The sequence below is a fragment of the Paenibacillus sp. IHB B 3415 genome, from assembly GCF_000802655.2.
In the GTDB taxonomy this organism is placed as follows: domain Bacteria; phylum Bacillota; class Bacilli; order Paenibacillales; family Paenibacillaceae; genus Paenibacillus_AQ; species Paenibacillus_AQ phytohabitans.
Genome location: NZ_JUEI01000029.1, coordinates 1 through 13,562 on the forward strand (window position 1 = coordinate 1; position 13,562 = coordinate 13,562).

Genomic DNA, 13,562 nt, shown 5'->3' on the forward strand with positions numbered 1-13,562 from the left:
GGGCTCACCGGCGACATCTACGGCGCGCTGGGTGAGCTGCTGGAGACGGTGGTTCTGCTGGTGCTGGTGCTGCTGCAGCACAACCTGTAGCGGAACAGCGTCCGCCATGCACTTAGGGCAGCACCGCACAGCGCTCCAATAGGGCCATAGGGCTGCATCGCCCTGAACACCGGCAGCAGCCAGAAAGCGAGGAAGCGAGGAAGATGAACATGGAAGATACAGCCTCAGGTAAGGCCGCACTTCAGGCAGCGACGGGAGCTGCTCGGGGAGCGGATAAGCAGCAGCCAGCTACCGCAGCGCCGGGGGGTGCAGATGGACGCGGCAAGCAGCAGCCAGCCGCCGTGCTGATGGTGCAGGGAACCGCCTCCGATGTCGGCAAAAGCCTCGTCACCGCTGCCATCGGACGGATTATGACCCGGGACGGCTACCGTACGGCACCGTTCAAGTCGCAGAATATGGCGCTGAATTCTTATGTTACAGCAGACGGCAAAGAAATCGGCCGCGCCCAGGGGATGCAGGCGGAAGCCTTCGGCATTACGGCTACCAGTGACATGAATCCGATCCTGCTGAAGCCATCCGGTGAGATGAGCGCGCAGATTGTGGTGCATGGTGTGCCGCATGCAGCGCTCAGTGCAAGGGAATACCGCGAGAAATTTCTTCCCGAGGCTAAAGGGACCGTAATGGACGCGCTTGGGCGTCTGCGCAAGGCATATGATGTTGTGCTGATGGAAGGCGCAGGCAGCCCCGCGGAGATCAACCTCAAGGCGCGGGATATCGTCAATATGAATCTGGCAGGCTGGGCAGATGCCCCGGTGCTGCTGGTTGCCGATATTGACCGGGGCGGCGTGTTTGCTTTCATTGTGGGTACGCTGGAGCTGCTGGAGCCGCATGAACGGGCCCGGGTCCAAGGCTTCATTATCAATAAATTCCGCGGCGATGTCTCGCTGCTGCAGCCCGGGCTTGACTGGCTGGAGGAGCGTACAGGCATTCCGGTGCTGGGGGTGCTGCCGTTCCTGCCGCAGCTGCGGATTGAGGCGGAGGACTCCGTAGTTCTGGAAGGAACCTCAGGCCGCGTGCGTGAAGGTTCTATGAAAGAACTTGATATTGCGGTCATCCGCTATCCGCGCATCTCCAATTTCACCGACTTCGATCCGCTGGAGGATGAGCCGGATGCTGCCGTACGCTATGTCCTGTCGGCAGACGAGCTTGGAACGCCGGATGTCATTATATTGCCGGGCACGAAGAATACAGCTGCCGACCTGCAGTATTTGCGGGAGCAGGGGTTCCCGGAGGCAATAGAGCGTGCACTGGGACAGGGGACGCAGCAGCTTGCCGGAATCTGCGGCGGATATCAGATGCTGGGGTTGAAGCTGCTTGATCCTCATGCGGTTGAGAGTGCTGAACCGGGTGAGAGTGAGGGCCTCGGGTATCTGCCGCTGTCAACGGCGTTCCTGCAGCAGAAGACCACAGTACGCGTGAGCGGAACACTGGCTGCGGCTCATCCGCTGCAACTAAGCACACAGGCGCCCGCCTCAATCGGAGAGATGCCCATTACCGGCTACGAGATACATATGGGAATGACGACGAATCATGATGCTGCTTCAGTACGCAGTCTGTTCAGTCTGGACGGGCCGGAAGGACAGGCTCTGCCGGAAGGCTGGGGAACCCCGGACGGCAGAATCTGGGGCAGCTATCTGCATGGCTTGTTCCACAATGACGGGCTGCGCCGCAGCTGGCTGGACGGATTGCGTATTGCCAAAGGACTCGCACCGCTAGCCGTAACCTTCTCAGCTGCTGCGCTCCGTGAGCAGGAATTTGACCGGCTGGCGGATGCTGTAAGATCACATCTGGACATGGAAGCCGTTTACAATATTATGGGCTTGCGGGGAGGAGAGGAATAGGGATGGCTATTGCGGTTCTGCTGTTTATTGTTGCCGGACTGGCCGAGATCGGGGGCGGGTATCTGGTCTGGCTCTGGCTGCGGGAATCGCGGCCGCTGTGGTACGGATTGGCAGGCTCTGCCATCCTGATCGCGTATGGTATTATCCCGACGCTGCAGAAGTTTCCTTCCTTTGGCCGGGTATATGCCGCCTATGGCGGAGTATTCGTCGTGCTTGCTGTGCTGTGGGGCTGGCTGGTGGACCGGAAAACACCGGATCTCTACGACTGGATCGGCGCCGGCATCTGCGTGATTGGGGTCTCTGTCATCTTGTGGGCACCGAGGCACTGAGCATGTCCTAATCAGTTATCGCACGAATCCCTCTATTCTCACCCACGGATTGTGATGGAACCTTGTTATTCTATGAAATCCTGCCCAAAATACAACATTTTGCAGATTGCTTCGGTCCTAATTTGAAAATGTTGTACGGAATGCAGAATTTCTCCTTTTCTAAACGGAAAATCAGGAAAATTATTGTATTACATACAACAATCCTTCTAAAAAACCTGGTATCTATGAATCGGAGTTGTAACTCGTACAACATTTATCTCGTACAACATTTATACTGAAACGGCGTGAACTTAAGAATCTCAAGGTGTCAGCAACGAATCAAATTTGAGGAATTGAAGGATTGCGCTTGTCCCTATGCAAAAAAGCAGCTCCAACAGCCACGAGGCCTTTGGAGCTGCTTTTTATATTTACTATTAAACAGCTTTATAGAGTTGATTGAACAGAACAAGCTAAATCTTAAACTGCTCGACAGCCTTCTGCAGCTTCACGGCCTGCTCATGCAGATGCTCTACGGTCAGCGCGTGGCCTTCCAGCTCCTGGTGCTGGCGGGCAGAGTTGCCGGCCAGCGTATCGGCGCTCTGCTGCGACTTGGCTGTAATCTGTGCCGTTTCTTCCACCGAGGCGCTGACTTCTTCGGTGCCTGCCGAAATCTGCTGGGTAGCGGCAGATACGGACTGGATGCTGTGGTTGATGCTCTGGATAAGAATCAGCAGATGATTGAAGGCATTGCCTGCTTCCACCACTTTGTTCATACCTGAAGCTACTTCTGTATTCACGTGGTTCATCTCGGATACCGAGTGGTTCATATCTTCCTGAAGTCCGAGCAGGAATTCGCGGATCTGCTCATTGGATTCCTTGGACTGCTCAGACAGCTTGCGCACTTCACCGGCCACGACAGCGAATCCCCGTCCATGCTCTCCGGCGCGCGCTGCTTCAATAGATGCGTTAAGCGACAGCATCTGAATCTGCTTCGTGATTTCGGTAATGCCCTGCACCACTTCCCCGATCATCAGCGAGCGTTCATTCATGATGCGGAATTGCTCCAGCGACTGTACCGAGGCCTGTTCTACCTGGCGCATCTGCTGCACAGCACTCTGGGCAATGTCATTACCGCCCATGGCTTCGGCGGAGGCTTCACTGATCTGCTCTGTGACCTCACCGGCGGCGGAAGCGATATGCTGGATGCCAATGTTGATCTCATCCATGGCCCGGGAATTATCGAGTGCGCTGCTCGCAATCGTAGTGCTGCCTTTACCGATTTCCTCTACAGAGACAGCAGATTGCTCAGCCATATTGTTCAGAATCTGAACACGTTCCTTCAGATCATTGGAATCGGCAACGACTGCGCCCGATGTATCCAGCACATGTCCGATCATCTCCTTGAGCCGCTCGCTCATGATCCGGAAGCTCTCGGAGAGCTGGCCTACTTCATCGTTGCCTTTTATCGTAAGTGCTTCGGTGAAATCGCCTCCGGCCAGCTTGTTGCTGTAGGCCGCCAGCAGTTTAATCGGACGGATGATTCTGCGGCTCATCAGTGTGGCGCTGGAGAGTCCGACAATAAGTGCCAGCAGGGTGATTCCCGCACTGGTCCACAGAATGCTGCTCATCTTTTCTTGAATAAAGCCGACATCAGAGCTTACGCCAACGAGCATGGCGGTGCCGGGAACGCCAACAAATGCAGTCTTATGTATACCATGACTATCACTATAGATTTCACTAAGTCCGGATTTTCCTTTGGAGGCTTGCTCCATGGCAGGCAATACCTCAATGGATTCTTCACGCTGAAGCTTGGCGTTATGATCTGCGACCAGAACAGTAGCTTTGCCTTCCTTCAGGTCAATGAGGAAAATGGTCTCAACATCGTGCTGCTTCCGCTTTTCTTCAAAGTAAAATTCTACATTGGTCCCCGCCTGTTCATTCTTGTTAAGGGCCTGCTGCGCGCTTGTAGCATTCAGATTCTTATATACATCCTGGGCTGAGGCAGTCAGAGACTTGTTGATCTGCGGCATCACATAGCTGTCGATGATATTAATGGATATGAAGTAGAAGCTGATACTTAGCAAAAGAGAAGTGAGTAACAGAACGACAAACAGCAGAAGCGTAAACTTGCGGCTAATTGATTTTTTGAAACGGAACATTTCTTTCTCTCCTTTTCTGTCAATTGCATCTGAATATCCCAAGCCAGACAAAGAGCCAGGCAAGCAGCAATATATTCCATTGGTGTAGGTCATATATGAAGCTATCTGTGAACGGGAATTGTGATTGATAACTATTCTATAGAATTAACCTCAGGTTGAATAGTGAAAGTTTGCTCTATACTGCATTATTTTTCAGAAAAAATTGAATATTTAACGAGTCTATCACCAATTTACCGAAAAAAATGAATTATACGCTGTTTTCATGAAAATTTTAAATTTCATAGCATGTTAGCTTTTTCTGTGGTAGAGTATTAATGTTTTGTTTCTATAAGAGTGGATAGCCGCGGTTCGTAACCATCCCGCGTAACCAAAACTAGGAGGAGTTAACAGAAATATGTTTAATTTGTTGTGGGGGATTTTGTTTGTTGTTGTTAATTTTGTGTTTTTTCTGCTCTGCTACCGGTTGTTCGGTAAAAAAGGGCTCTATGCCTGGGTAGGCATGGCAACCGTGGTCGCCAATATACAAGTCGCCAAAACGATTGCGATGCCTTTCGATATCGTAATGACGCTGGGGAATACGATGTATGTCACGTTATATATGACCAGTGACCTGCTGAATGAGAGATACGGGCGGGCTGAAGCGCGGAATGCCGTCTGGTTCGGATTCTTCACTCTGCTGATGACTACCGTCATTATGCAGATGGTGCTTGTATTTGAGCCGCAGGAGACGGATATTGCCCAATCCTCACTCCAGACGATCTTCGGTCTGATGCCGAGACTTGCGCTGGGCAGTCTTACCGCATATTTTATCAGCCAGTTTCTGGATGTGCGCTTATACGCATGGATCCGCAAGTACTACGGCAGCTCACGTCAGCTCTGGATCCGCTCTAACGGCAGCACCATGATCAGCTCTTTTGTCGACACCCTGATCTTCTGTACGATTGCTTTTGCCGGAACCTATGACCTGAAGGTATGGACTGAGATTCTGCTGACCACCTATCTGGCCAAATTCCTGCTTACAGGTGCAGGCACACCGGTGCTTTACCTTGCCCGTTCCTTTAAGTTCGCTGAAGAGGAGCAGACAGTCAGCTCCCAGGAGACCAAGCGCAATATTTCATAGAATAGTCATGCATACGAAAAGCCCCAGCCTCCGATGAACCGGAGGTTGGGGCTTTTGTAATGTAATTGCTGAATTACAGGCTCAGCACAGTCAATGCTTTGGGGAAGCTGGTCAGCGTCTGCGGGCCCTCTGCCGTAACGAGCACATCATCCTCAATGCGCACGCCGCCAAGATTCGGCACATAAATCCCCGGCTCTACAGTGAAAACGTTGCCGTTTGCGATAATATCCGTATTGAGTCCATGCAGTGATGGATATTCATGGGTATCCATGCCGAGACCATGTCCGACGCGGTGCATGAAGTATTCGCCGTAGCCGGCGGCTTCAATAACATCCCGGGCAGCCTTGTCAACAGAACCGAAGGTGGCTCCGGCAACAGAAGCGGCAATACCGGCTTCATTGGCAGCAAGCACAGTATTGTAGATATCTATCAGCTTGCTGTCGATTTCCCCTACAGCGAAGGTGCGGGTAATATCGGAGGCATAGCCAGCGGCGTATACGCCAAGATCGAACATCAGCAGATCACCCGGCTGGATGATGCGTTCACCCGGTACGCCATGCGGCAGGGCCGTATTCGGGCCGGAGAGCACCATGGTGTCGAAGGAGGGGCCGGAGGCTCCGACTTTTTTCATCAGGTATTCAAGCTCCGCTACCAGCTCATTCTCGCTGACACCGGCTTTGACATGCGACAGGCCCCGGCGGAGAACTTCCTCCACAAGCTCGGCGGCATGCTTCATAATGCGGATTTCTTCAGGCGTCTTCATGGCGCGCATAGCGCGGAGCAGATGGCCGATGTCGCTGAATGCCCCCGCTGGGATGGCGTCTGCCAGCAACTCATAGCGGCTGACGGAGAAGTGCTCCTTCTCTATGCCGAAGCTGCCCGGAGCAGCGCCGCCGAAGCGGGATTTGAGCAGCTCGTACGGGTTGTCCGTATCGCTGTGCGTCAGAATAGTCTTCACCGAGGAGGCGGCATGCGCCGCTTCGGCGTCCAGCGCCGGAACGATCAGCACAGGCTCCTCGCCGCGGATCAGCAGCAGGCCCAGAAAGCGTTCATGCGGGTTGCTTGCGAATCCGGTCAGATAGTATACATGCTTAGGATCGGTTACGAGTAGAGCATCCAAGCCCCCTTCTGTAAGTCCTTGCTCCAGTTTAAGCAGAGCTTCATTCATTGCAATAGTTCCCCTTTCATATACACGCTTCAACAGCAATATCCTCATTATAATTCATAATCCGGGAGGCTGCACGTTCCTGGAACGGATGCAAAAGGGAGTTTAGTGAAGTTAAGCACCGGGTAATAGTTGCCACAATCATTTCTGGTTTCTATTCCCGCTTTACTTAACAGGAGGTTATGAATATGTCCGGTACATCGATCCTCTTCCGTACATTTCTGCTGCGCGGAACTTTGGTCCTGCTGATGGGCCTGCTGTCAGCCTGCACCTCTTCTGAACAAGATCATATGCAAGGGCAGCTGACAGGTGAGAATCCGCGGCTTGACGCACAACCTGCCGGCACTGCTCTTCCATCTTCGATGACTACGATGACCGAAACGCCGGGAGCCTCTGCCAGTGAAGGAACGGGTGCGCCGGTTGGTGCAGCATCACCTAGTGCCTCTGGAAGCACACAGGCACCGGAAGTAACGGCTGCCGCGCCGAAGCCGCCTGCTTCGTCGGCCTTCCCCTATACCGCCCATACGCTGGCAGACGGATTGAATGTGCCTTGGGAGATGGTATTCGCTCCGGACGGGCGGATCTTTTTCACCGAACGGCCGGGCAGCCTGCGGGTCATAGAGAACGGCAAGCTTCGTGCGGCCCCGCTGCTGGAGCTTGAAGCCCCCTTTATCAGTAAGGGAGAGGGCGGGTTGCTGGGACTTGCGCTTGACCGGGAGTTTGAGAACAACGGATTGGCGTATTTATATCATTCTTACCGCAATGCGGAGGGCGGAGTGGCAAACCGGGTCCTGCGGATTAAGATCGGCAGCAGCAAAGCGGAGATCAAGCAGGTTCTGCTGGATAATATACCAGGGGACACCAATCATAACGGCGGACGGGTCAAGCTGGGCCCGGACGGCTACTTGTACATCACCACAGGTGAACGCTATGAGCCTGAGCTGGCGCAGGATAAGAAAAGTCTGGGCGGGAAAATACTGCGGATTACCACCAGCGGCGGCATCCCTGATGATAACCCGTGGCCGGGATCTCCGGTTTATAGCATGGGCCACCGCAATCCGCAGGGTTTGGCCTGGCAGCCGGAGAGCGGAGTCTTATACAGCTCGGAGCATGGCCAGTCGAGCCATGATGAGATCAATCGTATTCAGGCCGGGTCCAATTACGGCTGGCCGCTGATTGAAGGCGATGAGACCGGAGCCGCGAAGCTGAAGCTGAAGGCTCCGCTGGCACACAGCGGGAAGGAGACCTGGGCGCCGTCGGGCATGACCTTTATTACGCAGGGGCCATGGAGCGGCGAACTGTTGGTTGCCGGTCTGGCCGGGCAGCAGCTGCTGCGGGTATCTTTGTCTCCTTCGGGCGGCAAGCCTAAGATTACGGCTTTATTCAAAGAGAAGTATGGCCGAATCCGCAATGTGGCGGAAGGGCCTGACGGCACCCTGTACATTATGACCAATAACCGGGATGGCAGAGGCAACCCGCGCGCACAGGATGATAAGCTGATTGCGCTGCGGCCGAATTGGAAATGAAGGCTGTTAGCTGCATTTTCCGCGTACTTCCCCCGGCACTTTACTAGGCTATGCTAATGGAGAAGGGATTTCACGGCCATCCGCCGCTGATGCGGACTGAGAAGCCGTTATTTCCGGATATTAGCTTGGTTTCTGTCCGTTGCGGACTCAGATGACCTTAATGGCTCAGTTTTACCGTATTCGGGTCTACAATATTCCAAATAAGGGCTCCTGAGTCCGGATAAGCGTCAAAAGCACCCTTTTCTGCAAAATAGCGTCATCTGAGTCCGTTTCACACTGTAATTCCGTAACTCTGTAACTCTGTAACTATGAAACAAACAAAGGCTGTCCTCCTTGCAGATCACCTGCACAGAGGACAGCCTTTCCTGTTATGGCCTGCAGCTTGTAAACCCCGGCTACAGCCAGCCCGCAAGTGAACCATCAACACCTGCGGGCTGCTTGCATACCGTGCACCATGGGTAGCAGACGATATTCTTACCGTCAGGTCTGCGAGCTTATGCAGACTGCGCAGTGCAAGCGGCATATCCGGGGTAGCCGGTTCAGCAGGTCCGTTACGCGATCGGCGTCCCGTTCGGCACCTGCTGCTCCGGAGCCAGCAGAATCACATCGCCTTCCTCCGGCACGCCGCCGAGGACAAGCACTTCCGAGAGGAAGCCGGCAATCCGTCTGGGCGGGAAGTTCACGACAGCGGCAATCTGCCGGCCGATCAGCTCTTCCGGAGTGTAACGTTTGGTGATCTGTGCACTGGAGGCCTTAATGCCGAGCTCCCCGAAATCGATCTGCAGCTTAATCGCCGGTTTGCGTGCCTCAGGAAAAGGCTCTGCGGACAGAATGGTTCCTATGCGCATGTCCAGCTTCAAGAAATCTTCAATAGTAGCCATGTACACGCCCCCTGTAGTAGGATAAGTTGCTTCTAACCGGGAATAGACCTCTTGAGAAGCTATTCCATGCCCAGGGGCTATTTTAACCCTCAGAAATGATGTAACATTATCATAAAACATATACTCTGAAAAGGCTACGCCCTGCCCTGGGCAGGCTGGCCCGCAAGAGAGAGGAAGATGTCCATGAAAGGAAAAACCGTGCTTGTCACCGGTGCGAATTCCGGCATGGGACTGGCTACGACAGTGGAAATGGCCCGCAGAGGAGCCCATGTAATCATGGCCTGCCGCAGCCGCAAACGCGGGGAGGAAGCTCTTGCGGAAGCAGTGCGCCAGAGCGGCTCTGATCAAATCCGGCTGATGCTGTGCGATCTGGGATCGTTCGCAAGCATTCGCGCTTTTGCAGAGGAATTCACGGCCGGCTATCCAGTGCTTGATGTTCTGATCAATAATGCTGGCGTAGTCGCCATCAGACGTGAGCTTACTTCAGACGGCTATGAGCAGGATTTGGGCGTGAATCATCTGGGTCATTTTCTGCTCACCATGTTGTTATTGGATAATCTGAAGCATGCTGAACAGGGCAGGATTGTGGTAGTGGCTTCGGGTGCCTACAAGATTGGCAAGCTGCATCTGGAGGATCATACGCTGTCACGCGGCTTCAATCCGGCTAAGGCTTACGCCCGTTCCAAACTGGCCAACATCCTGTTCACCCGGGAGCTGGCTGCACGCCTGAAGGGTACCAGGGTTACTGTGAACTGTGTGCATCCGGGAGCGGTGGGAACGAGCATCGGAGTGAACCGGGAGACAGGCTTTGGGCGCTCGCTGCTGAAGCTGCTGTCCTACTTCTTCCTGACTCCTGAGAAAGGTGCGGACACAGCCATTTATCTGGCGGCTGCGCCGGAGCTGAGCGAAGTAAGCGGGCAATATTATTACCGCCGCGAGATCAAGGAATTATCGCCAAGGGCGAAGAATACAGAAGAAGCCGCACGGCTGTGGAAGTGGAGTCTGGAGCAGACAGGGCTGAACTAGCCTTGTTTTCCGCAATGCAATGAAACTAGTGGACAATCGTCAACTGATTATGAGCGAATCTCTGTAAATGCCTGGCTAAATAAGCCGTACTCTAAACAACAACCATACAAGTTACTGGTCAGTTGCTGTGGGACTGGCAGAATACGTCAACCAATTCCTTATATTTGATTCGTTACCGGCAGAACGGAGACTTTTTAGCAAGCACTGTAGACATAGATGAGGCATAGATGAGGCATAGATGTTGTACGTTTTACAACTCTGATTCATTGAAAGCCAGGTGTTTGAGAGGATTGTTGTATGAAATACAATAATTGTCCTGCTAAGCTGCTTGAAAAAGCTAAAATCCTGCCTTTTGTACAACAATTTTGGATTGGGGCCGATAGGATGAGGGGAATGTTGTTCATATATCACATACAACTTTTAGGAGGAATCATAGCATGGATTGGCAAGGTTACAGTATAGAGGATGCGGCAATTGAGGATTTGGGAGCGATTGTGGAGATTTATAACACGACGGTTGCCGGAAGAATGGTGACAGCGGATCTTACGCCGATAGCCGTGGAGGATAGAGTGAAGTGGTTCCATGAGCATAACAGCCATCACCGTCCCCTCTGGGTCCTGCGGCAAGGCGGCGAGATTGCAGCCTGGTTCAGCTTCCAGTCATTCTACGGGCGTCCGGCCTATAATGGAACGGCAGAGATCAGCGTCTATGTAAGTGAAAAATTCCGCGGCAGCGGCGCCGGAAGTATCCTGCTGACCAAGGCGCTTGAGGAATGTCCGCGTCTTGGTCTGCAGAACCTGGTCGGTTTTGTGTTTGGCCATAATGAGCCAAGCCTTGCGCTGCTGCGGAAGTTTGGTTTCGGACAATGGGGCCTGCTGCCGGGTGTCGCCGTGCTGGACGGCATTCCGCGTGACCTTGTTATCGTAGGCCGCAAGCTGTAAATTTATATAAGGCTTTCGCAGAAACAGTGTGTGAAACTTATTGCGGAGGAGCAGCTGAAGCAGACCGGCATTCTTCTTCCGTAATCCAGTCTTCCGACCATACCTGCAAATCACGGATGACGGATTCCAAGGCCCGGCCCTTGTCAGTTAACGAATACTGGATTCTTACAGGCGTTTCGGGAAAAACCTCGCGCAGGACGATACCCTCCTGCTCCAGTTCCTTCAGCCGCTCGGACAAAAGCCTGCCGCTGACCGGCAGCGAAGCTTCAATGGCGCCGAAGCGCTGGGGACCTTGCAGAAGCTGATAGATGATTAAGCCCGTCCAACGTCTGCCGATAATATCCATGCTTTTTTGTAACCTTGGACATAACTCTGTGGATTTCATTAGGCTCACCTCTTACTGTACATTATAAACGAAAAGACCTATAACTAAAACAAATTTGAACTATTTGCACTACTTGAAAGGATGATTCCCTTGGCTAAAAAGAAGAAGATAACTCCGGCTCCGCGCCCTACTCCGGCCGATGCTCCGGCAACGCTCAAAGACCTGCTCAGCCGCGAGGTGCTGGACAAGCTGAAGGCGCAGTCCGATGCGCTCAAAGCCGAAGAGCAAGGCAAGAAAGACGCCGCCCTCAAGGAAGCGGAGGATAAACGCAAGGCAGAGCAGAAACGTCTGGAGAATGATTTCGGCCACCTGCTGGAGAACAGCAATCAGGACTGGTCGAAATTTAAATAAAACAAACTTTACCAGTATCAGGGTTGACAATCTGCAGCAGCGCCATATATTATTGGGTTTATCATTTAGAGAAGGGAGGCCGATGGGTCATGATTGGAACAAATGGTTTGAGAACGCCGCACAGTCACATTACAACCGCATATGAACAATCTGATCTCATCGCCTTCGTCCGGAAGACATAATACGCAGCGTGCTTATTATGTCACAACTGCATACGGGTGTCCCAGCTTGAATTCGAAGCTGCACCCAGCGCTCCGGGAGCCGCATGATCAGAACTGATCTGCGGCTCTTTTTGCGTACCACAAAACTGGAATTTATCTTACCAACCTGAGAGGAAATGAAAACATTTATGAATAGCATGAAGCAGCAGGCGGGGGAGATATCCCGCTACAAACATGAGGTAGCCCTTCCGGGCGGCGACCTCAAAGTATATGCAAGTGAGCAATTGTTTGGCTCACTTGATTATAAGGTCCTGGAAATGGCTAACAACAATCTGCAGATTCCAAATATTGAATATATGAGCTACACTCCTGATGTACATGTAGGCGTCGGAACCTGCATCGGGACTACCGCGGTCTGGGATGCCGCGTCAGGTTATGTATCGCCGTCCATTGTAGGCAGCGATATCGGCTGCGGCATGCGTGTACATCTGACCAATCTGCATATGGATGATCTACGTGAAGTGAAGCTGCGCCGGAAGCTGGTCCGTGCAATTGAGAAGTATCTGCCCATGGAGGCCCAGCAGCGCGGCCACTACAGCGATATCCGGCTGGAGAATATCGTGCGCAAGGGACTGCACGGCCTGCCCAGCAAATATGTTCCGGACAGCTACACTCCGAAGAAATCAAGCGCGCTGTCCCATGTGGAGATCAGCAAGCTTGCCTTCGATGACGAGATTCTGAACGAGCTGCCGGATATGGCCTGGCACCGGGGTCACCGCCAGCTCGGCACCCTTGGCGGCGGCAACCATTTCGTTGAGATCCAGGCGATTGAAATCGCCGAGGAGCAGCGGGAGGTGGCTGAAGCGTGGGGCCTGAGGGACGGTCAGATTGCCGTGATGATCCACTCCGGCTCCCGGGCCTGGGGAGGCATGGTCAATCAGTTCTGTACCCCGGCCTTCGCCAAGGTCATGGGCCAGCTTGGACTGGGCAGCGCAGACCCGCGCCTGATCTATGCGCCCCTGTCACATCCGCAGGCCCAGCACTATGTTAATCTGATGTACTCGGCGCTGAACTATGCGGTAGTGAACCGCCATCTGATCGCTTATGGTGTACGTGAGGGCTTCCGTGACGTCTTCGGCACGAAATGCGAGCTGCGCACCCTCTACGATCTGATGCACAATTATGCGTGGGAAGAGGAAACCTCCTCAGGCACCAAGTTTGTTCACCGCAAAGGGGCGACACGCGCCCTGCCTGCAGACCATGCGGATAATCCGCGGGCTTACGCGGCGACCGGGCATCCGGCGCTGATTCCCGGCTCGATGGGCACCGCTTCCTACATCATGGTCGGCCAGCCCGGAGGAGAAGAGAATTATTATTCGATCTGCCATGGAGCCGGACGCATCCGCTCCCGCTCGGCAACGAAGCGGCTGGTGTCTGTCCATGAATTCTCCCGGTCGATGAAGGTGGGGACGGCAGACGAGATTGTAGTGAATCAGCATTCCCTGGAATCTATCATTGACGAATCTCCCCAGGCCTATAAGAATGTAGATGAGATTATAGAAAGCGTTACGGGCGCCGGCCTGGCTGCTGTTGTGGCCAAATGCAAGCCGCTCGCAGCGATAAAGGGGACGAAATAGG

Annotated in this window: 12 protein-coding genes; 8 read left to right on the forward strand and 4 right to left on the reverse strand. The window is 53.4% G+C overall.

The annotated features are described in order from the left end of the window. The first annotated feature begins 347 nt into the window (after nucleotides 1–347). On the forward strand, nucleotides 348–1,901 hold the full coding sequence (locus QW71_RS15290; protein WP_039299922.1) for a cobyric acid synthase: 1,554 nt from the start codon (nucleotides 348–350) through the stop codon (nucleotides 1,899–1,901). Nucleotides 1,902–1,903: 2 nt separating this feature from the next. Continuing rightward, the gene (locus QW71_RS15295; protein WP_039299830.1) at nucleotides 1,904–2,230 is read left to right on the forward strand and encodes a YnfA family protein; all 327 of its coding nucleotides are present in this window, start codon (nucleotides 1,904–1,906) and stop codon (nucleotides 2,228–2,230) included. Between the two features lie 449 nt (nucleotides 2,231–2,679). Here the strand turns inward: QW71_RS15295 and QW71_RS15300 are convergent, their stop codons facing one another. After that, nucleotides 2,680–4,368: a methyl-accepting chemotaxis protein gene (locus QW71_RS15300; protein ID WP_039299832.1), complete on the reverse strand. Its 1,689-nt coding sequence runs from the start codon at nucleotides 4,366–4,368 to the stop codon at nucleotides 2,680–2,682. A gap of 394 nt (nucleotides 4,369–4,762) precedes the next feature. Between QW71_RS15300 and QW71_RS15305 the strand changes: the two genes are divergently transcribed. Next, nucleotides 4,763–5,488, forward strand: a complete 726-nt coding sequence (locus QW71_RS15305; RefSeq protein ID WP_039299835.1) for a queuosine precursor transporter — start codon at nucleotides 4,763–4,765, stop codon at nucleotides 5,486–5,488. A 73-nt stretch (nucleotides 5,489–5,561) separates the two neighbouring features. Here the strand turns inward: QW71_RS15305 and QW71_RS15310 are convergent, their stop codons facing one another. Next, nucleotides 5,562–6,656: a Xaa-Pro peptidase family protein gene (locus QW71_RS15310; protein WP_039299838.1), complete on the reverse strand. Its 1,095-nt coding sequence runs from the start codon at nucleotides 6,654–6,656 to the stop codon at nucleotides 5,562–5,564. A gap of 185 nt (nucleotides 6,657–6,841) precedes the next feature. Between QW71_RS15310 and QW71_RS15315 the strand changes: the two genes are divergently transcribed. Then, nucleotides 6,842–8,179, forward strand: a complete 1,338-nt coding sequence (locus QW71_RS15315) for a sorbosone dehydrogenase family protein (protein WP_235441467.1) — start codon at nucleotides 6,842–6,844, stop codon at nucleotides 8,177–8,179. A gap of 551 nt (nucleotides 8,180–8,730) precedes the next feature. On the opposite strand, the gene csaA is transcribed toward QW71_RS15315, so the two are convergent. Further along, nucleotides 8,731–9,060, reverse strand: a complete 330-nt coding sequence (gene csaA, locus QW71_RS15320; protein ID WP_039299841.1) for a chaperone CsaA — start codon at nucleotides 9,058–9,060, stop codon at nucleotides 8,731–8,733. A gap of 183 nt (nucleotides 9,061–9,243) precedes the next feature. Between csaA and QW71_RS15325 the strand changes: the two genes are divergently transcribed. Together QW71_RS15325 and QW71_RS15330 are read left to right on the forward strand one after the other, a co-directional pair. After that, nucleotides 9,244–10,086 carry an SDR family oxidoreductase gene (locus QW71_RS15325; RefSeq protein ID WP_039299928.1) on the forward strand — a complete coding sequence of 281 codons (843 nt, stop codon included), beginning with the start codon at nucleotides 9,244–9,246 and terminating at the stop codon, nucleotides 10,084–10,086. A 437-nt stretch (nucleotides 10,087–10,523) separates the two neighbouring features. Beyond that, nucleotides 10,524–11,027: a GNAT family N-acetyltransferase gene (locus tag QW71_RS15330; protein WP_039299844.1), complete on the forward strand. Its 504-nt coding sequence runs from the start codon at nucleotides 10,524–10,526 to the stop codon at nucleotides 11,025–11,027. 37 nt (nucleotides 11,028–11,064) lie between these two features. On the opposite strand, the gene QW71_RS15335 is transcribed toward QW71_RS15330, so the two are convergent. After that, nucleotides 11,065–11,412, reverse strand: a complete 348-nt coding sequence (locus QW71_RS15335; RefSeq protein WP_039299846.1) for a helix-turn-helix domain-containing protein — start codon at nucleotides 11,410–11,412, stop codon at nucleotides 11,065–11,067. 90 nt (nucleotides 11,413–11,502) lie between these two features. Between QW71_RS15335 and QW71_RS15340 the strand changes: the two genes are divergently transcribed. Together QW71_RS15340 and QW71_RS15345 are read left to right on the forward strand one after the other, a co-directional pair. Continuing rightward, complete coding sequence (locus QW71_RS15340; RefSeq protein WP_039299849.1) at nucleotides 11,503–11,763, forward strand: YqkE family protein; 261 nt, start codon at nucleotides 11,503–11,505, stop codon at nucleotides 11,761–11,763. A 349-nt stretch (nucleotides 11,764–12,112) separates the two neighbouring features. Then, complete coding sequence (locus tag QW71_RS15345; RefSeq protein WP_039299852.1) at nucleotides 12,113–13,561, forward strand: RtcB family protein; 1,449 nt, start codon at nucleotides 12,113–12,115, stop codon at nucleotides 13,559–13,561. Nucleotide 13,562 lies beyond the last annotated feature (1 nt).

What these genes read in the sequence shown, in the direction of transcription:
- QW71_RS15310 (WP_039299838.1), bottom strand. Translation starts at nt 6,656, where the DNA reads ATGAATGAAGCTCTGCTTAAACTGGAGCAAGGACTTACAGAAGGGGGC.
- QW71_RS15305 (WP_039299835.1), top strand. Translation starts at nt 4,763, where the DNA reads ATGTTTAATTTGTTGTGGGGGATTTTGTTTGTTGTTGTTAATTTTGTG.
- QW71_RS15335 (WP_039299846.1), bottom strand. Translation starts at nt 11,412, where the DNA reads ATGAAATCCACAGAGTTATGTCCAAGGTTACAAAAAAGCATGGATATT.
- QW71_RS15330 (WP_039299844.1), top strand. Translation starts at nt 10,524, where the DNA reads ATGGATTGGCAAGGTTACAGTATAGAGGATGCGGCAATTGAGGATTTG.
- QW71_RS15345 (WP_039299852.1), top strand. Translation starts at nt 12,113, where the DNA reads ATGAATAGCATGAAGCAGCAGGCGGGGGAGATATCCCGCTACAAACAT.
- QW71_RS15325 (WP_039299928.1), top strand. Translation starts at nt 9,244, where the DNA reads ATGAAAGGAAAAACCGTGCTTGTCACCGGTGCGAATTCCGGCATGGGA.
- csaA (WP_039299841.1), bottom strand. Translation starts at nt 9,060, where the DNA reads ATGGCTACTATTGAAGATTTCTTGAAGCTGGACATGCGCATAGGAACC.
- QW71_RS15295 (WP_039299830.1), top strand. Translation starts at nt 1,904, where the DNA reads ATGGCTATTGCGGTTCTGCTGTTTATTGTTGCCGGACTGGCCGAGATC.
- QW71_RS15315 (WP_235441467.1), top strand. Translation starts at nt 6,842, where the DNA reads ATGTCCGGTACATCGATCCTCTTCCGTACATTTCTGCTGCGCGGAACT.
- QW71_RS15300 (WP_039299832.1), bottom strand. Translation starts at nt 4,368, where the DNA reads ATGTTCCGTTTCAAAAAATCAATTAGCCGCAAGTTTACGCTTCTGCTG.
- QW71_RS15290 (WP_039299922.1), top strand. Translation starts at nt 348, where the DNA reads ATGGTGCAGGGAACCGCCTCCGATGTCGGCAAAAGCCTCGTCACCGCT.